This is a genomic window from Streptomyces abyssalis (genome assembly GCF_001751365.1).
GTDB classification, from domain to species: Bacteria; Actinomycetota; Actinomycetes; order Streptomycetales; family Streptomycetaceae; genus Streptomyces; species Streptomyces abyssalis.
The window spans coordinates 178461-202567 of record NZ_LJGT01000038.1; the positions used below are offsets into that span (position 1 = coordinate 178461).

A 24107-nucleotide genomic window follows, 5' to 3' on the forward strand; every position below is an offset into this window, starting at 1 on the left:
CCGGCGCACCCGCCGGCAGTCCCCCGGTCCGGCGCGGCGGCTCCCTGGCCGGCACCGGGTCGGCGGCTGAATCCCGGCCATCCGGAGCCGGTGCCCGACCGCCGGCATGGCCGGTCCAGGCAACCGGCCGCTCACGCCGGGCACTTCGCCGCCTCCGCACGCGGGGCCGGCGTTCCGACGGCCTGCTCCATCACCTGGCAGGTGTGCTCGACCTCGTCCAGCAGCCGTACGGCCTCCGCCAGGAGGATCCCGAAGGGCCGGGAGGGGTCGCTCAGCGGCAGCGACGATCCGTTCTCGGCCGCGTCGGCGAGCCGGTCGCGTGCCCCGCGCGCCTCCTCGTCGGCCGCGCGCAGCTCCCGCAGCTGCCCGGTGAGCCTGTCCTCGTCGAGACGGCCGAAGATCCCGGCGATGTCCGCGAAGCAGGCGAGGAAGTCCCCGTAGCGCTCCATGAACTCGCGGTGATCCCGGTTCTCACCGGCCTCGTGCCACTGGTCGAAGCTGCGCGTCATCGACGCCATCTGGTGGGTGACCCGCTCCAGGGCGTCGGCGAGCTGCTGATAGGCGGTGAACGAGGTGCTGCCGCGGTGCCGCCGCAGCAGCCGGCGAGGATGGTAGAAGGTGCTCTCCCAGGCGGTGCGTACGGACGCCTGCGCCTGGGCGGCCATGGGCCCGAGCTGCTTGGCGCGGCGGCGCCAGTGCTCGGTACGCTCCTTGTCCCATTCGCCCTCGCGGAGGGCGGCGCAGATGTCCGACGCCAGGTCGGACAGGCTCCGGCCCAGGGCGTGTATGCCGTGCTCCGCGCTGCGGTAGCGCATCGGCGGCAGCACCAGCACGTTCACCACCACGCCCACGCCGCAGCCGATGAGGACGAGCAGGACGATCTGCCCGAGCTCCTTGAGGCCCTGGCTCTGGCTGGCCGCTGCCGCGTAGGTGGAGAAGGCGAAGAAGGCGGCCGTCGCGACCTGCGGACCCTGCTCGCCGAGCCGCCCCCACCGCCCGATGGTCACCGCGACCAGGGCGACGAGTACGAAACTCACGAGATTCGGGCCCGCCACGGCGCCGAAGAACCCCTGGAGGGACACGCCCACCGTCACGGCGACGACGTAGCGCAGCGCCTGCAGCACCGACTTGTACGCCGTGATCTGCATGATCAGCACCGCCGAGAACGGAGCGAACGCGGGCATCTGCGCCCTCATCACGACGTGCGCGATGACCCACGAAATGCTCGCGACGAGCGTGCACTTGGCGATCAGCGTCAGCGTGTGCCGCTCCTGGCCGTTCGCGTGCCTCGCTCTGCGCAGCCACTGCGACGCGCGTGCGGCAGGCCCCTGCGACGCCACCGGTGCCGGCTGTGACGGTGCGGACGCCTGGTCCTGGGCCTGCCCCCGGGCCTGGGCCTGGGCCTGCGCCACGGATGCCCCCTGAAGTGTTCGACGGTTTCGGCTGATCGCCGGGCGGGCCCCCGCGTACCCGCGTGCCGCCGGTTCCGTCCCCGGTGTGACCGACGTCGCACGGCCTCCGCGAACGGCCCACGTACGGGTGAAATGCCGCGTTCCTGCGGGCCGGACGGTACGAACGTCCTGGCGTCCGGCGGTGCCCGAACCGCCGGACCCGCAGCCGGTGTCCTGCCGGCGCACGGGACGGACAGTGACCGAGAGGGCCGCGCAATGCCTGTAGTGACCGGACCGCCGCCGCAGGACGCACGGCGGGCGGGGAGCCGCCGCCGCAAGCCCGGCGCCGTGCTGGTCGTGTGGCTCTCGACGACGGACCACAAGAAGATCGGCGCTCTCTACATGGCGAGCGGCTTCGTCTTCTTCCTCCTCGGTGGTCTGCTGGCGCTGGCGATGAGGGCCGAACTGGCCCGCCCGGGAATGCAGTTGATCTCCGCCGAGCAGTACAACCAGGCGTTCACGATGCACGGCACGATCATGATGCTCTTCTTCGCCACGCCGCTCTTCGCGGGCTTCGCCAACGCGATCATGCCGCTGCAGATCGGCTCGCCGGACGTCGCCTTCCCCCGTCTGAACATGCTGTCGTACTGGTTCTACGTCTTCGGCGGCCTGATCTCGGTCATCAGCTTTCTCACGCCCGACGGCGCCGCGAGCTTCGGCTGGTTCGCCTACACCCCGCTCTCCGACGGGGACCACTCCCCCAGCATCGGCGGAGACCTGTGGGTGATGGGCCTGGCGCTCTCCGGCTTCGGCACGATCCTCGGTGCGGTCAACTTCATCACCACGATCATCTGCATGCGTGCGCCGGGAATGACGATGTTCCGGATGCCGATCTTCACGTGGAACATCCTGCTGACGAGCGTGCTGGTGCTGCTGGCGTTCCCCGTGCTGGCCGCCGCGCTGTTCGCGCTGGAGGCGGACCGCAAGTTCGGGGCGCACATCTTCGACGCGGCGAACGGCGGCGCCCTGCTGTGGCAGCACCTGTTCTGGTTCTTCGGCCATCCGGAGGTCTACATCATCGCGCTGCCGTTCTTCGGGATCGTCACCGAGATCTTCCCCGTCTTCAGCCGCAAACCGGCCTTCGGGTACGTCGGTCTCGTCGGGGCCACCATCGCCATCACCGGTCTGTCCGTGACCGTCTGGGCGCACCACATGTTCGCCACCGGCGGGGTGCTGCTGCCCTTCTTCTCCTTCATGTCGTTCCTGATCGCCGTGCCCACCGGCGTGAAGTTCTTCAACTGGATCGGCACGATGTGGCGCGGCTCGCTGTCCTTCGAGACGCCGATGCTGTGGAGCGTCGGCTTCCTCGTCACGTTCCTCTTCGGCGGCCTGACGGGCGTGCTGCTCGCGTCGCCGCCGATGGACTTCCACGTCACCGACAGCTATTTCGTCGTGGGCCACTTCCACTACGTCGTCTTCGGGACGGTCGTCTTCGCGATGTTCGCCGGCTTCTACTTCTGGTGGCCGAAGTTCACCGGGCGGATGCTCGACGAGACCCTCGGCAAGATCCACTTCTGGACGCTCTTCACCGGCTTCCACACCACCTTCCTCGTCCACCACTGGCTCGGGGCGGAGGGGATGCCGCGCCGGTACGCGGACTATCTGGCGGCCGACGGATACACCGCCCTCAACATGGTCTCCACCATCGGCGCGTTCATCCTCGGCCTGTCGACGCTGCCCTTCCTCTACAACGTGTGGCGGACCGCCGTCTCCGCGCCGAAGGTCGAGGTGTACGACCCGTGGGGATACGGGCGCTCCCTGGAGTGGGCCACCTCCTGCCCTCCGCCGCGGCACAACTTCGACGCGCTGCCGCGCATCCGCTCCGAGTCCCCGGCCTTCGACCTCCACCACCCGGAGGACTCAGGCACGCCGCCACCAGCGCCGTGACCGGCGGCCCGAGTTGCGGCCCCCGCGGGCCCGCCACATCGTGAACCCATGTCCACCACTGCACATCCGCGGCTGATCAGCGCGCTGCCGCCCGAGGGCCGCGACCGGCTCCTCCAGCTGGGCGGACAGGCGCACTTCCCCGGCGGCACGCGCATCTTCGAGGAGGGCCGCCCGGCGGACAGGTTCTGGATCATCCGCAGCGGCTCCGTCACGCTCGACATCCACGTCCCCGGACGCCGCGCCGCCACCGTCGAGACGCTCGGGACGGACGATCTGCTCGGCTGGTCCTGGCTCTTCCCGCCGTACGTCTGGCACCTGGGCGCTTCCGCGTTCGCACCGGTGCGGGCGCTGGAGTTCGACGCGAAGGAAGTACGGGCGCTGTGCGAGGAGGACGCCGTGCTCGGGCGGGCGCTCTACCACCAGGTCGCCGGGATCGTCGCGCGGCGTCTGCACGCGGCCCGCACCAGGCTGCTCGACCTGTACGGACCGCTGGGCACGGCACCCGGCGACTGACCGCCCCCGGCCCGCTCCGCCCCCGTCTCAGCCGACCGCCCGGCTGCCGGCCAGGGTCACCAGCGAGGAGCTGTCCGCCCGGTAGATCTGCTCCCCCTTGAGCGCGATCTTCAGAGCGCCGGTCTCCGCCGCGCCCGCGAACACCTCGTACGCCTCCTCGACCGCCGCCAGTTCGAAGACGTGCGTGATCATCGAGGACGCCGGCAGCCGTCCCGCCGCGAGCATGCTCAGCAGCATCGGTGTGGAGGAGGTGTCGACCAGGCCCATCCGGATCGTCAGATCCTTGATCCACAGATCCTCCAGGTGCAGGGCCGCGGGCTTGCCGTGCACGCCGACGTTGGCGACGTGGCCGCCGGGCCGCACCATGCGCGTGCACATCTCGAACGTCTCCGGCGCACCGACCGCTTCGATCGTCACGTCCGCGCCCAGACCGTCCGTGAGGTCCTCCACGAGCTGTTCGGGCTTGTCCGCGGCGAGCACCTTCGCGTCCGCGCCGAAACGGCCCGCCGCCTCCAGCCGCCCCGCGGTCAGATCGACGGCGACGACCCTGTCCGGCGAGTACAACCGCGCCGTGGCGATCGCGGCGAGCCCGACGGGCCCGGCCCCGACCACGACGACGGTGTCTCCGGGACCTACCTGCCCGTTCAGCACGCCGACCTCGTAGCCGGTGGGATAGACGTCGGCGAACAGCACCGCGTCCTGGCTGTCGATGCCGCCCGGCAGCAGGTGCAGTGAATGATCGGCGAAGGGCACGCGTACGTACTCCGCCTGCGTGCCGTCGATGAGGTGCCCGAGAATCCAGCCACCGCCGCCGCGGCACTGTCCGTAGGAGCCCTCGCGGCAGTAACGGCAGCGGCCGCAGGCGGTGATGCAGGGGACCAGGACGCGGTCGCCGGGACGCACCGTCCGCACGTCGCGGCCCGCCTCGACCACTTCGCCGACTGCCTCGTGTCCCAGGACCGTGCCGGGCCGCACCGCCGGGACGTCGCCGTTCAGTATGTGCAGGTCCGTCCCGCAGAGGGTGGTGGTCTCCACCCGTACGACGACGTCCTGGGAGTCCTGGACGTCCGGGTCGGCGACGCTCTCCCAGGCGGCACCGCCTGGCTCGTGAAAGACCAGCGCCTTCATGGCCACGCTCCTCCCGTGTCCCTCCGCCCCCTTCTCGGCCCCCTTGTCCCGGACCGGTCCGTGCGTACGCGCACCCCGGGACCCTGGAACCAGCCTGGCCCCCGGTGCCCCGCGCCCGTACAGGGACCTTCGGCCCCTTCCTCTGGTCCGCCCGGCCCCTCGGTCGTGCCGCCCGCCCGCAGGAGGCTTTGACTGAGGACGCACGCGGCGTGCGGGGCCCCGGCCCTGGAGGGAGAACGCCAATGTTCCAGTACGTCACGGTGGGCCTGGACGGCACGCGCGAGAGCCTGGCCGCCGTCGACTGGGCGGCCCGGGAGGCGCTCGCACGGGGGGTCACGCTGCAGCTCATCCAGGTCCGGGAGACAGGTGCGTATCCCTACTCGCCCATAGCGGACGACGAAGTCGAACGGGAATGGGCACAGACGATCACGAACGAAGCCCTCGACGATCTCAACGCCCGGATGCCCGAACTGGCCGTCACGGTCGACATGGTCGCCGGGCGCCCGGCCCACGTTCTGGCGGACGCCTCCGCCGAGACCGATCTGCTCGTGCTCGGCTCACGCGGCCTCGGCACCCTGCTCGGCTTCATCGTCGGCTCGACGGCGCTGCCCACGGTCGCGCACACCGTGTGCCCCGTCGTCCTCGTACGCGCCCGTCCCCACGGCAAGGACGGCGGCGAAGCCCACGCCGGCCCCGTATCCGGCGCCGGCTACCCCGCGTCCGAGACCCCCGGCGGCGACATCGTGCTCGGCCTCGACCTCGGCCGCCCCTGCGACGAACTCATCGCCTTCGCCTTCGACGCCGCGGCACGCCACTCGGCGCCGCTGCGCGTCGTGCACGCCTGGGACCTCCCCCCTACGTACGGCATGCGGCCACTGCCCGTGCCGCCCGCGATGACCAACGAGCTGCTCGCCGCCCAGAACCAGGCGCTCGCCGCGGCACTGCGCCCGTGGCAGGACGCGCAGCCCGACGTCAAGGTGCAGGCCGACGCCGTCATCGGGCAGCCCTCGCGGCTGCTGGTCGAGGCTGGCGCGCAGGCGTCGATGCTGATCGTGGGCCGCCGCAACCGGCGCTCGCGGCTCGGCACACATGTGGGCACCGTCGCCCACTCCGTCATGCACCACGCACGTACGCCGGTCGCGGTCGTGCCGCACGACTGAGACGGGCGCGGCCGCACGGCCCACCGCCCGTACCCCCAGGAGGTGCTCACAGATGTCCGAGGCGAGGAAGACGGACCTGTACGAGCTGACGATGGCCATGTCCTACGTACGCGAGGGGATGACGGAGCCCGCGACCTTCAGCCTCTTCGTGCGCGACCTGCCGCCCGAGCGCGGCTTCCTCGTCGCCGCCGGGCTCGAACCCGCGCTGGACTACCTCAGCGGCTTCCGCATCGGACCCGAGGACCTGGACTCCTTCGGCAAGGCTCTCGGCCGTCCCGCCCGCGACCTGGTGCCGCTGCTCGGAACGGCCTTCAAGGGCGAGGTGCGCGCCGTCCCCGAAGGCACCGTCGTCTTCGCGAACGAGCCGCTGCTGGAGGTCACCGCGCCGCTGCCCGTCGCCCAGCTCGTCGAGACGTACCTGCTCAATCTGGTCAACCACCAGACGGCCGTCGCCTCCAAGGCGGCGCGGTGCGTGCTCGCCGCGGAGGCACGTCCCGTCATGGACTTCTCGATGCGCAGGACCCACGGGCTCGCGGCGGGATACGAGGCCGCGCGGACGGGCGCCGTCGTGGGCTTCGCGGGCACCAGCAACGTGGACGCCGCCGCGTCGCTCGGGCTGCCCGCGATCGGCACGATGGCCCACTCCTACGTGGAGGCGTTCTCCTCGGAGGAGGGCGCCTTCCGCGCCTTCGCGCGCGCCCATCCGGACCACCCCGTGACGTTCCTCGTCGACACCTACGACACGGACGCGGGCGTGCGCACCGCGGCCCGGGTGCTCAAGTCCCATGGGACGGCCGCCGGTTCGGCGGTACGGCTGGACAGCGGCAACCTGGGCGAGCAGGCGGTACGGGCGCGGCGGATCCTGGACTCGGCTGGCCTGACGGACGTACTGATCGTGGCGAGCGGCGGGCTCGACGAGTACGCCGTGGACCGGCTGGTGCGCGCGGGCGCACCGATCGACGTCTACGCCGTGGGCACGCGGATGGGCGTCTCGGCCGACGCGCCCTACCTGGACTCCGCGTACAAGCTGGTCGCCTACGGCGGACGCCCCGTCATGAAGCTGTCCTCGGCGAAGACCACCGCACCCGGAGCGAAGCAGATCTTCCGCAGCCACGGCTGCTCGGACGTGATCGCCCTGCGGTCCGAGCAGCCCGGTTCCGGCGAACGGCCCCTGATGCGCCCCGTGATGCGGAACGGACGGCGCGTCAGCGAGGCACCGCCGCTGCGGGAGGCACGGGAACGGTTCACCGCCGACCTCGCCCAACTGCCGCCCGAGGCGCGGCGGATCACCGGGCCCACGGCACCACGACCTGCCTTCTCCGACCGGTTGAAGGCACTGTCCGACCAGGTCCGTCACCGGATCGAGAGCGAGATCCTCGCTCCGCAGCGGGTCTGACGGCCCGACACCCAGGAGGTCACCATGCCGAACACACGCGAATGGAACGTACGGATCTTCCTCTACGAGGACGAGGGCACGACGACCGCGCGTGCGGTACTCGACACCGGCGAGACGACGCTCACCGGCAGAGGCGTCGCGCGCTGCAATCCCGAGGACGTGGACATCCCGGAGATCGGTGACGAACTCGCCGCCAGCCGCGCCATGGCCGAGCTCGGCCGGCAGATGATGCGCGCCGCCGACCGCGACCTGCAGGGCGTGGGCGCCGGGCCGCTGCCGCCCAAGGCGCGTGCCGCCTTCGGCTGGCCCGACGTGACCCTGTGACGACGTGACCCTGTGACGCGCTGGGCGGCTGCCCGGCCGGTCCCTGCCGGAGCCGGCGGTTCCGCGGAGAGCCCGGCAACTGCGGGGCGGCCCGCGGCCGTGGAGTGCCCGCTCAGCCTTCGTACTCGTCGGACGGGGGCTTGACCGGTGCGGCCCGGGTGACGTCGAAGAACGGTATGACTCCGCCGTTGACGGGGTCCTTGGCCCGCTTGCTGCTGTAGGTGCCCGTGACCTCCAGCCACGTGTCCGGCTGCAGGGTCGGAGGAAGCCGTCCCGAGAGCCGGACCTTGACGGGCTGGGCGTCCGCGGCGCAGCAGTTGAGGGTCATGCGCGTCAGGTGAGGTGCGCCGCCGCGGTCGAGGGCGACGAAGCCTGTCATCTTGATCCGCCGGTCGCGGAGGTTGCGTCCGTCGTCGTAGGCGGCGCGCCCGGCGTAGTCGCCGACACCCAGCCGGAGGGTGCCGCCGGCGGGGAGTTCGGGGAAGGCGGGGAGCGGCTTGAGGGCCGTACCGGCGCGCATGGCGCTGTAGGAGCCGGGAGCGGGCGGGGCGACCAGGATCAGCGCCAGCAGCGGCAGAACGAGGAGCCACGAGACCCGCGGCTCCCGGTGTCCGTGGCCGTCATGCCCGCTGCTCCCGTGACCCTCGGCCGCACCGTTCCGCGCCGCCCGCAGCGCTCTCAGTTCGTACCAGACGGTGGCGAGGGCGGCGACGATCAGGACGGCTCCCGCGACCATCAGCAGCGGCCGCAACTCGGCCTTCACATAGCGCAGGTAGAGATCGGTGAAGCTGGCGCGCAGCACGGCCACGCCTATGAGGAACAGCACCGCGGCCTGCGCCTGCCGGTTCACAGCAGCACCGCCCCGGCAAGGGCCGACACCGCGATTGCCAGCGCGAAGGTGACGGGAGCGAAACGCAGCGCGAACCCGCGGCCGAACGTGGCCGCCTGCATGGCGAAGAGCTTCAGGTCGATCATCGGTCCGACGACCAGGAACGCCAGCCGCGCGGTGAGCGAGAACTGGGTCAAGGAGGCCGCGACGAACGCGTCGGCCTCGGAACAGATCGACAACAGCACCGCGAGGAGCCCGAGGACGAGCACCGACACCACGGGATTGCCGGCAGCCGCCTGCAGCCAGCTCTCCGGCACCACGGACTTGAGCGTCGCCGCGGCCATCGCACCGACGACGAGGAAGCCGCCGGCGTGCATCACGTCGTGCCGTACCGATCCCCAGAAGGCGGCCCCCTTGCCGAGGCCGTCGAAAGCGGGGCGGGCCGGTGGACGCATCCACTCGGTACGGCCCAGTCGCTGCCAGAGCCAGCCCATCGCGCAGGCCACCAGCAGACTCGCCACGAAGCGGGCCAGGACCATCTCGGGATCGCCGGGGAACGCCACGGCGGTGGCGGTCAGCACGATCGGGTTGATCGCGGGAGCGGACAGCAGGAACGTCAGCGCCGCGGCGGGAGTGACGCCCCGCCGTACGAGCGCCCCCGCCACCGGCACGGAAGCGCACTCGCAGCCGGGCAGAACCACACCGCCCACCCCGGCCACCGGCACCGCCAGGGCGGGCCGCTTCGGCAGCGCCCGTACGAAGAAGGACGCGGGAACGAAGACCGCGATCGCCGCCGACAGCAGCACCCCGAGGACCAGGAACGGCAGCGCCTGGACCACGATCGCGACGAACACCGTCATCCAGCTCTGCATCAGCGGCGCGGACAGCGCCCGGCCGATCGGAGCCTGCAGCAGCATCACCAGGAGCAGCACCACGGTCAGTACGAGGGACGAGCTGACCCGCCGGCTTCCCTGGCCCTCCGCGCCGCGGGCCTCCGCGGCGCCGTGGTCGCCGCCGTGGTCACCGCCTTGGCCGCCGCCGTCGGCGCGGGGCGGCGCTGTTTCGCTGGTCGGCACTGGTGAGGTACCTCCGGTATGGCGTGCGCGCCGCCGTCGCCGGGATCGGTCTGCGGCGCGGCCGTCAGCGTAGCGGGAGGCTCGTCCCCGTGTCCTTCAACAGCCTGATCAGGCAGCACGGGCACGGCCGAAGGCCCGCTGCCCGCAAGGGCCCGCGGGACCGGGCTATCCGGCGCCGATGCGCGCCAGCCGGTCCGCGTCCCCGGTGCGCGGGCAGGTGGCGCACGCCTCGCCGGGCGAGATCGCGTAGAAGAGGCAGCATCCGGTACGGGTACGCGTCGGGTACGAAGTGCCGTCGCCGCCGTGCAGGCGGCGGAAGCCGGCGCCCGCGGGGAACGGCGGGACCGGAGCGGGCAGCAGTTCGCCGGCCGCGGCGACGGCCTTCTCCTCGTCCCCTGTCGCGCGGCCGAGATGCCAGATGCCGGCGACGAGATCGTCCTCGGCCATGCCCCACAGCGCCCTCGGCCCGCGCCGGAGCCGGGGGCCGAGCGCCGCGATCAGGAGCCGTGCCTGGTCGGAGGCGGCGGTGCGGAGCTCCTGGTCGAGGGCCCCCTGGTCCGGCAGGACGACCGCGCCGGGGAGCGAGGCCGCGGGATCGTCCGGCAGGCATGCGAAGCCCCCCGGCACGACTTGGCAGGCTTCGTCCCGGCGGCTGATCCGGACATCCTGCGGGCGCAGACGCGGCACTCTGCGCTGCAGATACCAGGGCCCGCTCAGCAGCAGACAGGTGGACCACAGGAGGCGGTGCAGCACGCGGGAGGCCACGACGTCGGGGCGCTGCGCGGTCCCGTAACGGCCGGTGTGGCGTGCCGTCTCCGCCTCCAGCAGAACGTCGAGGATCTGCGGGTGACGGGCCAGTTCACCGAGCGCGGCCCAGTCCTGCCCGATCCCGGAAGGGGCGGGCACGATGTGAAGGCCGAGCGTGGGGCTCAGCGCGCTCAGGCGCGTGTAGGTCTCGGTGAGCAGGGTGCAGCAGCTCTCGACGCCTCGTGCGGAGGCCGACGCCGGGGCCAGGTTCAACGGGGCTCCTCGCGGTTCTGACCGGTCTTGACGGCAGCGGTGTGCGAGCATGCTGCGCCACCAGGTAAGGCGAACCTTACTCACACGGTCCTGCGTGAACCCTCCCCGCCTCCCGGCGAGTTGGCAAATTTAGGATTACCTAACTTAAGCTCGGCTCCGGCTCGCGTCGAACAGCGCCGGAAGGGTTCCGACATGCAGCTGTACCTGCTCGCCCTGAACCCGACCGACTCGGTCACCTGCGGCTTCCTGCCGGCTGCCCGGCGGCGGGGCCTGCGTGTCACGCTGCTCACCGACCGTCCCGAAGAGCACACCGGTTCCCTCCCGGACGGTCCCGGAACCGCCCCCGTCGAGGTGCTGGGCTGCGACGTGAGGGACGTCGCCTCGGTGATCGCCCGGATCTCCGGTCACCGCTCTCCCGACGCGGTCTTCACCAACAGCGACCATCTGCAGATGCAGGCCGCGCTGGCCGCCGACTACTTCGGGCTGCCGGCCAAGGACTGGCGCGCCGCGTTACGGACCAAGGACAAGGCCGAAATGCGCAGGCACCTCGCCGCGGCAGGCGCCGACACCGTATGGGCCGCCGAGATCACCGCCGGGGACGAGCTGTCGTCCCGTCTGCGGGCGCTGGAGGTTCCGTTCCCCTGCGTCGTCAAGCCGCGCGAGGGCGTGGCCAGTGAGGACGTCTTCCTGGCCGGCAGCACCGCGGAACTGGCCCGGCGGTGCGCGGAGATCAGGGAGCGGCGCCCGGGTGCCGCACTGGTGGTGGAGGAGTACCTCCCCGGCGAGCTGCACACCCTCGAGACCCTTGGGGACGGGGACCGTCTGCACGACCTCGGTGGCTTCCGCACCCGTCTGTCCCCGCCGCCCTGCTTCGTCGAGCGGCAGATGACGTACGTCCACCGGCATCCCGCGCCGGTGAGGGAATCGGTCCTCGCCCAGCTCGGCGTGCTCGGCGTCGGGCTCGGTGCCTGTCACACCGAGTTCGTGACCGGCGACGGCGGCCGCGCCCGGATCATCGAGGTCAACTACCGCGCCGTGGGCGACCAGGGCGATCTGCTGCTCGCGGACCTGCTCGACATCCCGCTCTTCGAGTACGTACTCGATGCCCACCTGGGTGTTCCGCTGCCGCCGGAGCCGGTCGCACGGACAGCCGGGGCGGCACGGATCGACTATCCGTGCGCCGACCGAGGGGGCACCCTCACCGCCGCGCCCCGCGCCTGTGACGTACGGGAAGGAGAAGTGCGGCTGGCCTACCGGCCGCTGCGTGCCGTGGGAGAGCGCCACGACCTCTACGACACCAACCGCGACTACCTGGGTGTCCTGCGGACCACCGGCACCGACCAGCACGCCGTGGACCGCGCCGCCGAGGAGTTCCTCGCCGCGCAGCGGTGGGAGATCACCCCGTGAGCACAGGTCCCGGGCCCCTGACTCCGGGACCCGCCCCGACGGCACCGGCGATCCCGGCGGATCTTGCGGCCCCGGCGGCGCCCGCGCCCGTGCTCAGCGACTGTCCGGCCGAACGGGAGCTGCTGCTGCGGGTGCTGAGCGCACTCCTGCGCGAGGACGTCGCCGGCCTGCGCACCCGCTCCGCCGTGATCGGTGCCGCGGACGGCCGCTGGCTGCGGCTCGCCGCGGGCGGGAGGCGTGCCCTGCTGCTGCCCGTACGCGACGACGGGTTCCAGTGCACGATGGCGGCCCGTCTGCCGCTGCTGCGCCGGGAGCCGGAGGGCACCGACCTGACGACGGTCACCGACGTGCTCACGGCACTCTCCGCCATGGCCGACCCCGCCGACCGGCGCGGCTTCGACGCCTTCGCAGCCGAGTGCCGCGCGGACCTGCTGGCCCGCCGGCTGCACGCCGCGACCCGCGACGAGCTTCACGCACACGTCACGGCCCGCCACGGTGCGGATCCCGCGCACTGGCAGGGTCTTGCCGCGTCACTCGCCTTCGACGCTCTCGCGGCCCGCACGGACCACCCCGTGTATCCCGCTTCCCGGGCGCGGCCCGGCATGACGGCACATCAACTGCGGTCCTGGGCACCGGAGTTCCATCCGGAGTTCCGGCTGCGGTGGCTCGCCCTGCCCGCGGAGGACGTCACCGTGGCAGGCGGCGGAGCAGCGGGCCGTGGAGCAGCGGGCGGTCCGGTCCCGGGTCCCGTGCTGCCCGTTCCGGGCGGCACCGTTCCGGGCGGCCCCGGTCCGTGCGGCCCGGGTGAGGGGGAACTCCCCCGCGAACGGACGCGAAGCCATGTGCTGCTGCCGGTGCATCCCGCCACCGCCGGACGGCCGCTCGAAGAGGCCCTGGACGCGGCCGGCCTGCGCGGGCGGGCCACCCTGCTGGAGCAGCCGTATCTGGAGGCGGTCCCCACCCTGTCGATGCGGACCGTCGCCCTGGCCGGTCACCCCGGGACCCACCTCAAACTGCCCCTGCCCACCTCCACGCTGGGCCTGCTGAACCGGCGCTCGATACGGCCGGGCACGCTGCGCGACGGAGCCGCCTGCCAGAGGCTGCTGGAACGGGTCATCGAGCGGGAACCGCGGTTCCGCGGCCGGGTGCTGCTCGCCGACGAGACCCGCTACGCGTCAGCGGGTCATGAACTGATGTCCGTGCTGGTCCGCCGCCTGCCGCCGGTCCTGGACGACTGCGTCGTCGTACCGCTGGCCGCGCTGGCGGCCCCGGGCCCGGACGGCCGCCCGGTCATCGGCTCGCTCGCCGACCGCTTCCACGGCGGCGACGTCGCCGCCCTCCTCGACGCGCTGCTGACGCTCCTGCTGGACTGGCAGACCACACTCTTCGGTTACGGCATCGCCCTGGAGTCCCACCAGCAGAACGTCTCCCTCGTCCTCGGAGGCTCCGGCGGCCCCGGCCCGCGGCTGCTCTTCAAGGACAACGACGGACCACGCGTCAACACCGTCCGGCTGCGCCGCGCACTCCCCGGCGTCGGCCACGGGCGCCTCGGCTTCGACGACCCGCGCATCTGCGTCACCGAGGACGGACCGGTCACCGACCTGTTCACCACCGTCACCGTGCATCTGTGCGCGGGCGCATGGGCGTTCAGCCCCGGCCTGGGGACTTCCTCCGCGCGCGGAGCCCTGACCGGCCTCGTACGCAGGCGGCTGGCCGAAGCCGTGGAGCGGCTCGCCGCAGCGCACCGTACGGCGGCCGCCGTGCTGCGTTCCGAAGTGCTGGAGGCGCCCGAACTGCCCGTCAAAGCCATGGTCACGGCCGGAACGCTCCTGACGAAGGCACGGTCCGGCGCCGCCGACATCAACAAGCACTACACCACTGGCCCCAACTACCTGTTGCGGAAGGCTTGACCACCCATGTCCGGCACCACCACCGCCCAGCCGCCGGTTCCCGCCCCCGCCGTGCTGCCGAGCGCCGACGAGGCGGTCGTCCACACCCTCCTCAACTGCGTGCTGCGCGAGATGACGGACGAGGAGACACGGAGGATCACCGACGGCCGCCTTCTGCTGCGATTCCCGTTCACAGGTGCCGGACTGCGGGTGGCGCTGCGCCGCACGTCCCTGACCGGCGCCCATCGCTTCACCGGCCCCGTGCAGGAACACAAGCCCAAGGGGTGGACGCGGATCGGCTGGCGACGGCTGGCCGCATTGGTGCACGCCGAGCTCTCACTGCGCACCGGCACCCGCAACGACGAGTTCCTCGGCCAGGTCGCGGCGAGCCACCGGGCCGTCAGCAGCGCGCTCGCCCGCCCCCGTACGCCGCCGTGCCGTCCGCCGCGCACCGGCGGGTGGCTTGCCGCCTATCTCGGCAGCGAGCAGTCGCTGCTCCTCGGCCACCGGTTCCACCCCACCCCCAAGGCGCATGGTGCGGACCCCGCGACCTGGGCTGCGTACGCGCCCGAGGAGGGCGCCCGCTTCCCGCTCCGACTGCTCGCCGTGCGTGAGGACTTCGTCGTACAGGAATCCGCGGAACCTGGTGCGCTCACACCGCTGGACCGGGCCGGAGAGGCCCCCGCCGGGTTCAAGCTGCTGCCCGCACACCCATGGCAGTTCCGGCTGCTGCACCGGCACCCGGGCTTCGCGTCCGCCGTGGCGCGCGGTGATGTGCTCGACCTCGGCACCGGAGGCCCCCCCGTCACCCCGACCGCGTCGGTCCGTACCGTCCACGACGGCACCGCGTTCCTGAAGTTCAGCCTCGACGTACGGATCACCAACTGCCTGCGGAAGAACGCCCATTACGAACTCGCCGGGGCGGTTGCCCTCACCCGGCTGCTCGGGCCCACGCTCGACGACATGGCCGTGCGCCACCCCGGCGCGGTCGTGCTCCGCGAACCCGCCTACCGCAGCCTCGCGCTGCGCGGCCCCGACGGCAGTGCGGACCGGGCGCTGCTGGAAGGCTTCGGGGTGATCGTCCGGGAAGGTCTCGGGCCTCATGTGCCCGCCGGGGCAACGCCCCTGCTGGCGGCCGCACTTGCGGACGAGTACCCCACCGGTCCGGGGCGCGTCGCCGCGCTGCTGGACGGGGCGGGCCCGTCCGCCGCCACCGACTGGTGGGGCAGGTACGTGGACCTCGTCGTGCCGCCGGTGCTGTCCGCGTTCTTCGTCCACGGGCTGATCCTCGAACCTCACCTGCAGAACGTCGTCGTCTGCGTCGACGAGGACGGTGCGCCGGTGCGGGTGGTCTTCCGGGACCTGGAGGGCACGAAACTGGTGACGGGAACGCACCGCGACGCGCTCGCCGCGCTGCCCGGGGACGTCGCCCGCATGCTCACCTACGACGTCCGTCATGGCTGGGACCGGGTGGTCTACTGCCTGTTCGTCAACCATCTCGCCGAGACGCTGGCGGCGGTCGCCGACCTGCACCCCGGCACCGAGCCGGCCCTGTGGCGGCGTGTACGGGACACCCTCGCCCGGTGTGCCGCGAACCTCGGCGAGCCGCCCCTGCTGCGGTCGCTGCTCGCCGGCGAGGCACTGCCCGCGAAGGCCAATCTGCTCACGCGCTGGCAGCGCGCGCCCGACCGCGAAGCCCGCTACGTCCGCCTGCCTTCCCCCCTGACCGACGCGAACGTGACGGAGGAACCCGCGAGTTGAGCCTGCTCACCCCTGCCGTGCGGGACGCGGCCCTTGCCCTCGCCCCCCACGAACTGCCCTGCTACATCTACGATCTGGGCGCGCTGCGGCAGCACGCGGCCGCCGTGCGCGCGGCCCTCCCGGAGCCGGTGGAGCTGTACTACGCGGCCAAGGCCAATCCGGAGGCGGAGATCCTGCGGGCGCTGGCACCGTACACGGACGGGTTCGAGGTCTCCTCCGGCGGTGAACTCACCCACGTACGCGCCGCTGTTCACGACCGGCCGCTCGCCTTCGGCGGCCCCGGCAAGACGCCGGAGGAGATCGCGTCGGCGCTGGCCGCCGGTGTGCGGCGCTTCCACGTGGAGAGTCTCCACGAACTGCGGCTCCTCGCCCGGCTGACCGCCCGTCACCACACGGGGACGACAGCACGGCCACGCGTGCTGGTCCGCTTCGACCCGCCGGTCACCGCGGACGCCCTGGCCGGCAGCGCCCTGGCCATGGGGGGCCGTCCCACCCCGTTCGGCATGGAACCGGCAGCGGCGGCCGAGGCCCTGCGGATGTTCCGCGACGGCTCGCTGCCCGGCCTGGAACTGGCCGGCCTGCACGCCCATCTGGCCAGCGGTCTGGGCGCCGGCGCACAGCTGGCGCTCACCGAGGAGGTCGTCGCCGAGGCCTCCGCCCTCGCCGCGCGGTGCGGCGTCCGGCTGCGCGAACTCACGGTCGGCGGCGGCATGGCCGTCGACTACTCCCGCCCGGCGGCACGCTTCGACTGGTCCGCCTTCGGTACGGGAATGGCCCGGATCGCCGAGCGGTACCCGGGCCCCGTACTGCGGATCGAGCCGGGGCGGGCGCTGACGGCGTACTGCGGCTGGTACGCGACCGAGGTGCTGGATGTGAAGCGCAGCAAGGGCGAGGACTTCGCGGTGGTCCGCGGCGGCACCCACCATCTGCGTACGCCTGCGGCGAAGGGACACGACCAGCCGGCCGAGGTCCTCGCCGTGGAGCGCTGGCCGCATTCGCTGCCCCGTCCGGCCGCGCAGGACGACCGCGTCACCTTCACCGGGCAGCTGTGCACCCCCAAGGACGTACTGGCCCGGCGCGCGCCGGCAGCAGGGGTCCGGGCGGGCGACAGGGCGGTGTTCGCTCTGGCGGGCGCGTATGCGTGGAACATCTCCCACCACGACTTCCTGATGCACCCCCCGCCCGGGTTCCGCTTCCTGCACCCGCCGGAGCCCGGCACCGGCGGATGAACGCCCGCGCGGGCGTCCGTAAGTCCTCTGTTCAGAGTCCGGTGCGGCCGGTCGCCCAGTACGGCTGGGTGCGGACGGCACGTCTGTCGAGGCCGTACCGCGTGCGCAGCACGTCGCGTTGCCGCTGTATCGAGCCCCCGTGCCCGGCGAGGTAGACGGTCTGCGGCGCGAGAGCGCGGACGTGCTCGCCGGCACCGCTCAGCCACTCGTCGAGCGCGGCGCCGTGCTCCTCGCCCGCGGCCAGGACGACCGCGCCGGGGAGCAGCGTGCGGACGTAGTCGCAGTCCGGCGGTTCGGTCTCGACGGCGACGAGCAGCCGTGCACCCTCCGCGTTCGCCCGTTCCGTCAGCCCCGCCATCAGCCCGAGCGTGCTCGCGTCCCCCATGGCGAGTGCCGCTCCCGGCGAGGTCCAGCGGAAACTTCTCGCCGACTCCAGCCCGCACCAGATGATCTCCTCGCCGGGCACGAGCGATTCGATCAGGGCCAGTCCGGGAGCACCGGTGCGGCCGTGGTGGTGGAAGAGGACGGTGACCGTGCCGGCGTCCGGGTCGTGCAACTCGGGTGTGTAGTGGCGGAATTCGCTGCCGCGCACGCGGAACGCCGTGACGTCGCACGGCGAGACACTCCGGGACTTGAGCGAGGGGCTCTGGAAGGTGACGCGCAGCAGCGAAGGAGACGGGCGTTCGACGGACGTCACGCTCGTCGTGAACCCGCGTCGCTCCGCGTAGTCGGCGAGAACCTTCGGAACCCGCGCCATGCGTCGCCTCCCTGACACGTGATGGCCGGAAGCGCCGTATCACTCCCGTACGAGTTGATTAGGTTAGCCTAACCTAATCAACTTGGCGAGCGGTTCGTACAGCGGGGCTGGGCCGCACCGGCACCGCCGGGAGCAGGGCGGACGAGGGGCGGTGTTCCGTACTGGCTCTTTCCGCCCTAGTCTGAAACCGCAGCTGGTTCGTCCTGCCCGCCAGGCAGGCACGTCGCAAGAGGGAACCCGGTGGAATTCCGGGACTGCCCCGCAGCGGTGAGTGGGAACGAACGCCGTCATACGCACTGGGCCCGAGCGGGCCCGGGAAGCGACGGCCAGTAGGCGTCCGCCTTCGAAGCGGACGTGCCCGCGAGTCCGAAGACCTGCCCGTTGCCCGCATGTGACCGTTCACGTGCGGTGTCCCAGTGACCTCGAGGGCGGGTCGGCGACCACAGCACCAGACGCACAGCCGCACACGACCGTGTGCCCTGCCGTCCGGTGCCGTGTTTCCTTCGCGCTCTCCTCCCTCACCGGGGCACGTCCGAATCGTTCGCGAAGGAGAGTTCGTGACAGCGAAGTCCGCAGCCGCGGCAGCACGGCCCACCGTGTACGGCTTCCCCCGTCAGGGCCAGAACCGGGAACTGAAGAAGGCCATCGAGGGCTACTGGAAGGGCCGCGTCACCGCGGACTCCCTCCGGGAGACCGCGGCGGGCCTGCGTCGTTCCAACTGGCAGCTGCTGGCCGACGCCGGCATCGACGAGGTCCCGACCGGGGACTTCTCCTACTACGACCACGTCCTGGACACCAGCGTCATGGTCGGCGCCGTCCCTGAACGCCACCGCTCCGCCGTCGCGGCGGACGCCCTCGACGGGTTCTTCGCCATGGCACGGGGCACGCAGGATGTGGCGCCGCTGGAGATGACCAAGTGGTTCGACACCAACTACCACTACCTGGTCCCCGAGCTCGGCCCCGGCACAGAGTTCACCGCCGACAGCACCAAGCAGGTCGCCGAGTTCAAGGAAGCTCTCGCCCTCGGCCACACCCCGCGGCCCGTCCTGGTCGGCCCCGTCACGTATCTGCTCCTGTCCAAGCCCGCCCCGGGTGTCGCCGCCGACTTCGACCCGCTCACACTGCTCGACAGGCTGCTGCCCGTCTACGGGGAGGTCCTGGCGGACCTGCGCGCGGCCGGGGCGGAATGGGTCCAGCTCGACGAGCCGGCCCTCGTCCAGGACCGCACCGCCGCCGAACTGAACGCGGCGTCCCGCGCCTACCGTGACCTCGGGGCCCTCAAGGACCGTCCGAAGCTGCTGGTCGCCTCGTACTTCGACCGCCTCGGCGAGGCCCTGCCGGTCCTGGCCAAGGCACCCGTGGAGGGCCTCGCGATCGACTTCACCGAGGCCGCCGCCGCGAACCTCGACGATCTGGCCAAGGCCGGCGGGCTCAAGGGCAAGCGCCTGGTCGCCGGCGTGGTCAACGGCCGCAACATCTGGATCAACGACCTGGAGAAGTCGCTCTCCACGCTGGGCACGCTGCTCGGTCTCGCCGACCGGGTCGACGTGGCCGCTTCCTGCTCGCTGCTGCACGTACCGATCGACACGGGCGCCGAGCGGGACATCGACCAGCAGATCCTGCGCTGGCTCGCCTTCGCCCGGCAGAAGGCCAACGAGGTCGCCGTCCTCGCCAAGGGCCTCAGCGGCGGCACCGACTCGATCACGGCGGACCTCACCGCCAACCGGGCCGACCTGGCCTCCCGCGCCGGATCGGCCATCACCCACGACCCCGCCGTACGGGCCAGGGCAGGGGCGATCACCGACGCCGACGGACGCCGCTCCCAGCCCTACACCGAGCGTGCGAAGGCCCAGCGGGAACACCTCGGGCTGCCGCTGCTGCCGACGACCACGATCGGCTCCTTCCCGCAGACCACCGAACTGCGCACCGCCCGCGCCGACTTGCGCAAGGGGAAGATCGACACCGCCGGCTACGAGGAGCGCATCAAGACCGAGATCCAGCAGGTGCTCTCCTTCCAGGAGAAGGCCGGGATCGACGTCCTGGTGCACGGCGAGCCCGAACGCAACGACATGGTGCAGTACTTCGCCGAGCAGCTCACCGGCTACCTCGCCACACAGCAGGGCTGGGTGCAGTCCTACGGCACCCGCTACGTACGGCCCCCGGTCCTGGCGGGCGACATCTCCCGCCCCGAGCCGATGACCGTGCCCTGGACGACGTACGCCCAGTCGCTCACGCAGCGTCCGGTCAAGGGCATGCTCACCGGCCCGGTCACCATGCTGGCCTGGTCGTTCGTCCGCGACGACCAGCCCCTCGGGGACACCGCCCGGCAGGTCGCCCTCGCGCTGCGCGACGAGGTCCAGGACCTGGAGGCGGCGGGCACGTCGGTCATCCAGGTCGACGAGCCCGCGCTGCGCGAGACCCTGCCGCTGCGTGCCGCCAACCGCCCCGCCTACCTGGAGTGGGCGACGGAGTCCTTCCGGCTCAGCACGAGCGGCGTGCGGCCGGCCACGCAGATCCACACGCACATGTGCTACGCCGAGTTCGGCGACATCATCCAGGCCATCGACGACATCGACGCCGACGTCATCAGCCTGGAGGCGGCCCGGTCGCACATGCAGGTGGCCCGCGAACTGGCGGCACACGGCTACCCGCGCGAAGCCGGTCCCGGCGTCTACGACATCCACTCGCCGCGCGTCCCGAGCGCCGACGAGGCAGCGGCCCTCCTGCGCAAGGGACTTGAGGCCATTCCGGCCGAGCGGCTGTGGGTCAATCCCGACTGCGGCCTGAAGACCCGCGGCTGGCCCGAGACCCGTACCTCGCTGGAGAACCTCGTCGCGGCGGCCGCGACGGTGAGGGCGGAACTGCCGGCGTCCTGACACCCACCCGGGCCGGGGGCCGGGAGAGCGGCGAACGCTGCCCTCTCCCGGCCCCCGGTCTCATCCGGCCAGGGGTTGCCGTGCGGTGCGCCCCTCTCGTTCTCCGGTTACGCGGCCGGGTCTCGTCCTCGCCGCGATGCCGTGTCCGATGAAGAGGTAAACGAGGGCGGGCAGGCCGTAGTTGAGGGCGAGGATCAGGTGCTCGTTCTGCGCTGCGGAGATGTTCTGGGACCAGCCGGCGATCCAGTACGCCATGTCTTCCACGTACTGGACGAACAAGTTGGCCTTGTCGGCGCCGGACAGGTGGAGAACGATCCACAGGGCCACGAAAGCCGCTGCGATGTCGGCGACCGTGTGGACGGCGAACGCCGTCCATTTCGACGGCGATTCCTTACGAGGACCGCCCTGCCGATGGCTCGTGGGGGCGGGTGCGTGGGCGTGACTCATTACGCTCCGGTCCCTGGGGTACGAATTCCTGGCGGAGCAGGGCCGAGGCGTGGCGGACGCGATGAGCCGGTCTCTCTGCTCCGAGAGACTCATCGCCTCCTGCTACGCGTGAACCCGCGCGGCCTCTGCCCTGTCCCCAGGCACTCCGGGGAACACGCCCTGACCGCGTCGCGTGGTTGCATGCCCCCCGAAGTGGTTACGAGAGTTCCACACCCGTTTCACAGGGATAGGTGCGGCGGATTCCCCGTTTAGTGGGGCAATGCAGCCGCCGGCGGCCGAGGATGCCACTACGCCGGGCAGTACGGTTCCGGGATGCGCATCGTCTCGCTGCTTCCCGCCGCAACGGACATCGTGGCCGAACTCGGCCTGACCGACGCCCTGGTGGGGCGTACACACGAGTGCGACTGGCCGCCCGGCCCGCTGGCGGGCGTACCGGTCGTGACGTCGGCCGGCTTCGACGCGGACCTCATGGGCAGCCGGGAGATCTCCGAGGCCGTCGGCGGCGCCGAACACGGCGGATCGTCGCTCTACGCGCTCGACACGGAGAAGCTGGGCGAACTCGCCCCGGACGTCGTGCTGACGCAGGAGCTGTGCGACGTGTGCGCCGTCTCCTACAGCAGCGTCGCCGGTGCCGTCCGCTCCCTGGAGAGCGGCCCGACGGTGCTGAGCCTGGAGCCCCGTACGCTGACGGACGTACTCGACTGCGTCGAGCGCATGGGCGGGGAGCTGGGCGTGCCGCTCGAGGGCTCCCGCCGCACGTCGTTGCTCCGCGAGCGGCTGGAGAGGGTGCGGAAGTCCGTCTCGGGCCTGGCCCGGCCCACGGTGGCGGCCGTCGAATGGCTCGACCCGCTGTGGCCCGCGGGCCACTGGGTCCCCGAGCAGATCCGGATCGCGGGAGGCGAGGCACTGCTCGCCGAGCCCGGAGAGCACACCGAGCCGGTCGACTGGGAGACGGTGCGGGCCGCGAAGCCGGACGTCGTACTGCTCATGCCGTGCGGGCTCAGCCCTGAACGCACCGAGTCCGAGCGGGAGTTGCTGACGCGGCTGCCCGGCTGGGCCGAGCTGCCCGCGGTACGGGCCGGACAGGTGTGGGTCGTGGACGGCCCCGCGTACTTCAACCGGCCGGGGCCACGCGTCGTACGGGGCGCCGAGATCCTCGCGCACGTCCTGCACGGCGTCACCGCCGGCGCCGAGGTCACCTCCGCGGAGGCACGGCGCACAGCGGTGTGAACCCGACGGGTGCGTCAGACGCCTCGGTGGCCCTCCGGCTCCACCGGATACGGCACGAAGGTGGTGCTGTTCTCGTCCACCGCCAACTGCCGCCCCAGGGGCGGCGCGGCGCGCTGCGGACAGGCGACCCGTTCGCAGATGCGGCAGCCCATGCCGATGGGGGTGGCGGCGGCGTTGTTGCCGAGGTCGAGACCGTCGGAGTACACCAGCCGGTCCGCGTGGCGGATCTCGCAGCCGAGCCCGACGGCGAAGGTCTTGCCCGGCTCGCCCCAGCCGCCGCGGTGACGGTGAACGGTGCGGGCCGTCCACAAGTAGCGGTGACCGTCGGGCATTTCGGCGAGCTGTACATGGATACGGCCGGGTGAGGAGAAGGCCTCGTAGACGTTCCACAACGGACAGGTGCCGCCCGCGCGGGAGAAGTGGAAGCCGGTCGCGGACTGCCGTTTGGACATGTTGCCGGCCCGGTCGACCCGTACGAACGAGAACGGCACGCCCCGCAGCCGCGGACGCTGCAGCGTGCTCAGCCGGTGGCACACCGTCTCGTAGCCGACGCCGAAGCGGTCGGTGAGCCGCTCGATGTCGTACCGCACTTCCTCGGCGGCGGAATGGAAGGCGCGGTAGGGAAGGATCAGCGCGCCGGCGAAGTGGTTGGCCACCCCGATCCGGGCCAACGACCAGGTGGGAGAGCCTTCTTCGTAGTCCTCGGACGCCTGTGAGCCGAGCAGTCGGTCGTGCTCCAGCAGGGCGAGCTGGGTCGCCATGCGGAAGGCCTGCTGCCCGGGGCGCATCGTCGGCGAGAGGTGCAGCACGCGCCGCGCCGGATCGTAGCGGTGCATCTCTTCGGCGTCGGAGGCGATGCGGACGCCGTGCCGTTCGGTGAGGCGTGCCGCCAGCGCCTGGCGCACCTCGCCGGGACGCACCCCGGCCTCGGCGGCGAGTTCCTCCGCGGCCAGGTCGACTTCGTGCAGATAGTTCTGGCGCCGGTAGAAGAACTCGCGGATCTCCTCGTGGGGCCCGCGGCTTGTGACGTCGTGGCCCGTCCCGTCCCGCGGACGCAGCTGGTCCAGCCTCTCGGTCAGGGACTGGTTGCGGCGTCCAAGCCCCAACAGGACCTCCGCCACGGCTGGTTGACGCGAGGCCAGTTCCGCGAGATCGGACGGCGACACGCGGGCGGCGGTCACCTCCTCCGCGAGTACGTCGCGCAGGTCCGCCACCAGACGTGTGGTGTCGCGCTCGGAGAAGAAGCCCGGATCCACTCCGAAGGTCTCGGTCAGGCGCAGCAGCACGGGCACGGTCAGCGGCCGGGAGTCGTGCTCCATCTGGTTCAGGTAGCTCGGGGAGATCTCCAGCAGCCGGGCCAGGGCCGCCTGACTGAGCTGCCGCTCCTCACGCAGCCGGCGCAGCCGGGGGCCCGCGTAGGTCTTGCTCATCGGCTGCCTCTCTTCCCGGTCCGGACTTCGCGCATCCGCCGTCTGGGCGGACGAGCCTTCCCCATCGTACGCAGCCATTGATTGGCAACCTTCGCAAAACAGCCTGGGAAGATTCGCAGAAGTTGGCTTCGTGCCACCGTGGACGGCACTCAGTGCCACTGCCATGTTGGGTTGTGCGGCTGGTCGGCCACTCGGTGCCCGGACCGAAGAACCGGGCACGATAAGGCCCTGACATCGGAGATCCCGGTCAGTTCGGCTCACCTCCGTCCGATACATCGTCTCACGTACCCGGACGGA

The 24107-nt window shown here is 71.9% G+C and carries 19 protein-coding genes and 1 riboswitch; of the genes, 11 read left to right on the top strand and 8 right to left on the bottom strand.

Annotated elements, in window-relative coordinates:
* Positions 1-131 precede the first annotated feature (131 nt).
* Positions 132-1412, bottom strand: coding sequence for an FUSC family protein (locus tag AN215_RS08070; protein ID WP_245694342.1), 1281 nt, complete (start codon positions 1410-1412; stop codon positions 132-134).
* Positions 1413-1667: 255 nt separating this feature from the next.
* Here AN215_RS08070 and ctaD point away from each other — a divergent pair, with 255 nt between their 5' ends.
* Together ctaD and AN215_RS08080 are read left to right on the top strand one after the other, a co-directional pair.
* Complete coding sequence (gene ctaD / locus AN215_RS08075; protein WP_070013268.1) at positions 1668-3338, top strand: aa3-type cytochrome oxidase subunit I; 1671 nt, start codon at positions 1668-1670, stop codon at positions 3336-3338.
* 48 nt (positions 3339-3386) lie between these two features.
* Positions 3387-3851 carry a cyclic nucleotide-binding domain-containing protein gene (locus AN215_RS08080; protein WP_070013267.1) on the top strand — a complete coding sequence of 155 codons (465 nt, stop codon included), beginning with the start codon at positions 3387-3389 and terminating at the stop codon, positions 3849-3851.
* Positions 3852-3878: 27 nt separating this feature from the next.
* Here AN215_RS08080 and AN215_RS08085 read toward each other — a convergent pair whose 3' ends face one another.
* Positions 3879-4979 carry an alcohol dehydrogenase catalytic domain-containing protein gene (locus tag AN215_RS08085; RefSeq protein WP_070013266.1) on the bottom strand — a complete coding sequence of 367 codons (1101 nt, stop codon included), beginning with the start codon at positions 4977-4979 and terminating at the stop codon, positions 3879-3881.
* 242 nt (positions 4980-5221) lie between these two features.
* On the opposite strand from AN215_RS08085, the gene AN215_RS08090 reads away from it, so the two are divergent.
* From AN215_RS08090 to AN215_RS08100, 3 genes are read left to right on the top strand one after another with little or no spacing between them, the layout of a single operon-like run.
* A complete protein-coding gene (locus tag AN215_RS08090) occupies positions 5222-6139 on the top strand; it encodes a universal stress protein (protein ID WP_070013265.1) in 918 nt (305 codons plus the stop codon).
* Positions 6140-6191: 52 nt separating this feature from the next.
* Positions 6192-7535, top strand: coding sequence for a nicotinate phosphoribosyltransferase (locus tag AN215_RS08095; RefSeq protein ID WP_070013264.1), 1344 nt, complete (start codon positions 6192-6194; stop codon positions 7533-7535).
* Positions 7536-7559: 24 nt separating this feature from the next.
* Positions 7560-7859 (top strand): DUF1876 domain-containing protein, encoded by a 300-nt coding sequence (locus AN215_RS08100; protein ID WP_028437174.1) that lies wholly within the window; start codon positions 7560-7562, stop codon positions 7857-7859.
* A gap of 112 nt (positions 7860-7971) precedes the next feature.
* Here the strand turns inward: AN215_RS08100 and AN215_RS08105 are convergent, their stop codons facing one another.
* The 3 genes from AN215_RS08105 to AN215_RS08115 all read right to left on the bottom strand — a co-directional run bounded on the left by AN215_RS08105 (position 7972) and on the right by AN215_RS08115 (position 10784).
* Positions 7972-8709 (bottom strand): TIGR03943 family putative permease subunit, encoded by a 738-nt coding sequence (locus tag AN215_RS08105; protein WP_070013263.1) that lies wholly within the window; start codon positions 8707-8709, stop codon positions 7972-7974.
* Positions 8706-9629 carry a permease gene (locus AN215_RS08110; protein ID WP_070013902.1) on the bottom strand — a complete coding sequence of 308 codons (924 nt, stop codon included), beginning with the start codon at positions 9627-9629 and terminating at the stop codon, positions 8706-8708. The genes AN215_RS08105 and AN215_RS08110 overlap by 4 nt, the downstream gene beginning before the upstream one ends.
* Before the next feature lie 300 nt (positions 9630-9929).
* Positions 9930-10784 (bottom strand): (2Fe-2S)-binding protein, encoded by an 855-nt coding sequence (locus AN215_RS08115; protein WP_070013262.1) that lies wholly within the window; start codon positions 10782-10784, stop codon positions 9930-9932.
* 192 nt (positions 10785-10976) lie between these two features.
* Between AN215_RS08115 and AN215_RS08120 the strand changes: the two genes are divergently transcribed.
* Genes AN215_RS08120 through AN215_RS08135 form a run of 4 tightly spaced genes read left to right on the top strand, consistent with a single transcriptional unit; the run spans position 10977 to position 17070 of the window.
* Complete coding sequence (locus AN215_RS08120) at positions 10977-12191, top strand: ATP-grasp domain-containing protein (RefSeq protein ID WP_070013261.1); 1215 nt, start codon at positions 10977-10979, stop codon at positions 12189-12191.
* Positions 12188-14101, top strand: a complete 1914-nt coding sequence (locus AN215_RS08125; protein WP_420856221.1) for an IucA/IucC family protein — start codon at positions 12188-12190, stop codon at positions 14099-14101. Before AN215_RS08120 ends, AN215_RS08125 begins: the two co-directional genes overlap by 4 nt.
* Before the next feature lie 6 nt (positions 14102-14107).
* Positions 14108-15841, top strand: coding sequence for an IucA/IucC family protein (locus AN215_RS08130; RefSeq protein WP_070013260.1), 1734 nt, complete (start codon positions 14108-14110; stop codon positions 15839-15841).
* Positions 15838-17070 carry a type III PLP-dependent enzyme gene (locus AN215_RS08135; protein WP_070013259.1) on the top strand — a complete coding sequence of 411 codons (1233 nt, stop codon included), beginning with the start codon at positions 15838-15840 and terminating at the stop codon, positions 17068-17070. Before AN215_RS08130 ends, AN215_RS08135 begins: the two co-directional genes overlap by 4 nt.
* Before the next feature lie 31 nt (positions 17071-17101).
* Here the strand turns inward: AN215_RS08135 and AN215_RS08140 are convergent, their stop codons facing one another.
* On the bottom strand, positions 17102-17827 hold the full coding sequence (locus AN215_RS08140) for an SIP domain-containing protein (RefSeq protein ID WP_070013258.1): 726 nt from the start codon (positions 17825-17827) through the stop codon (positions 17102-17104).
* 177 nt (positions 17828-18004) lie between these two features.
* A riboswitch (cobalamin riboswitch) is annotated at positions 18005-18223 on the top strand.
* A 161-nt stretch (positions 18224-18384) separates the two neighbouring features.
* On the opposite strand from AN215_RS08140, the gene metE reads away from it, so the two are divergent.
* Positions 18385-20703, top strand: coding sequence for a 5-methyltetrahydropteroyltriglutamate--homocysteine S-methyltransferase (gene metE, locus AN215_RS08145; protein ID WP_070013257.1), 2319 nt, complete (start codon positions 18385-18387; stop codon positions 20701-20703).
* Between the two features lie 60 nt (positions 20704-20763).
* Here metE and AN215_RS08150 read toward each other — a convergent pair whose 3' ends face one another.
* A complete protein-coding gene (locus AN215_RS08150) occupies positions 20764-21150 on the bottom strand; it encodes a hypothetical protein (protein WP_070013256.1) in 387 nt (128 codons plus the stop codon).
* A gap of 312 nt (positions 21151-21462) precedes the next feature.
* On the opposite strand from AN215_RS08150, the gene AN215_RS08155 reads away from it, so the two are divergent.
* The gene (locus AN215_RS08155) at positions 21463-22380 is read left to right on the top strand and encodes a cobalamin-binding protein (protein ID WP_070013255.1); all 918 of its coding nucleotides are present in this window, start codon (positions 21463-21465) and stop codon (positions 22378-22380) included.
* A 14-nt stretch (positions 22381-22394) separates the two neighbouring features.
* On the opposite strand, the gene AN215_RS08160 is transcribed toward AN215_RS08155, so the two are convergent.
* Positions 22395-23810 (bottom strand): short-chain fatty acyl-CoA regulator family protein, encoded by a 1416-nt coding sequence (locus tag AN215_RS08160; RefSeq protein ID WP_070013254.1) that lies wholly within the window; start codon positions 23808-23810, stop codon positions 22395-22397.
* Positions 23811-24107 lie beyond the last annotated feature (297 nt).

What these genes read in the sequence shown, in the direction of transcription:
- AN215_RS08150 (WP_070013256.1), bottom strand. Translation starts at nt 21,150, where the DNA reads ATGAGTCACGCCCACGCACCCGCCCCCACGAGCCATCGGCAGGGCGGT.
- AN215_RS08095 (WP_070013264.1), top strand. Translation starts at nt 6,192, where the DNA reads ATGTCCGAGGCGAGGAAGACGGACCTGTACGAGCTGACGATGGCCATG.
- AN215_RS08085 (WP_070013266.1), bottom strand. Translation starts at nt 4,979, where the DNA reads ATGAAGGCGCTGGTCTTTCACGAGCCAGGCGGTGCCGCCTGGGAGAGC.
- AN215_RS08080 (WP_070013267.1), top strand. Translation starts at nt 3,387, where the DNA reads ATGTCCACCACTGCACATCCGCGGCTGATCAGCGCGCTGCCGCCCGAG.
- AN215_RS08140 (WP_070013258.1), bottom strand. Translation starts at nt 17,827, where the DNA reads ATGGCGCGGGTTCCGAAGGTTCTCGCCGACTACGCGGAGCGACGCGGG.
- AN215_RS08160 (WP_070013254.1), bottom strand. Translation starts at nt 23,810, where the DNA reads ATGAGCAAGACCTACGCGGGCCCCCGGCTGCGCCGGCTGCGTGAGGAG.
- AN215_RS08130 (WP_070013260.1), top strand. Translation starts at nt 14,108, where the DNA reads ATGTCCGGCACCACCACCGCCCAGCCGCCGGTTCCCGCCCCCGCCGTG.
- AN215_RS08155 (WP_070013255.1), top strand. Translation starts at nt 21,463, where the DNA reads ATGCGCATCGTCTCGCTGCTTCCCGCCGCAACGGACATCGTGGCCGAA.
- AN215_RS08120 (WP_070013261.1), top strand. Translation starts at nt 10,977, where the DNA reads ATGCAGCTGTACCTGCTCGCCCTGAACCCGACCGACTCGGTCACCTGC.
- AN215_RS08090 (WP_070013265.1), top strand. Translation starts at nt 5,222, where the DNA reads ATGTTCCAGTACGTCACGGTGGGCCTGGACGGCACGCGCGAGAGCCTG.
- ctaD (WP_070013268.1), top strand. Translation starts at nt 1,668, where the DNA reads ATGCCTGTAGTGACCGGACCGCCGCCGCAGGACGCACGGCGGGCGGGG.
- AN215_RS08100 (WP_028437174.1), top strand. Translation starts at nt 7,560, where the DNA reads ATGCCGAACACACGCGAATGGAACGTACGGATCTTCCTCTACGAGGAC.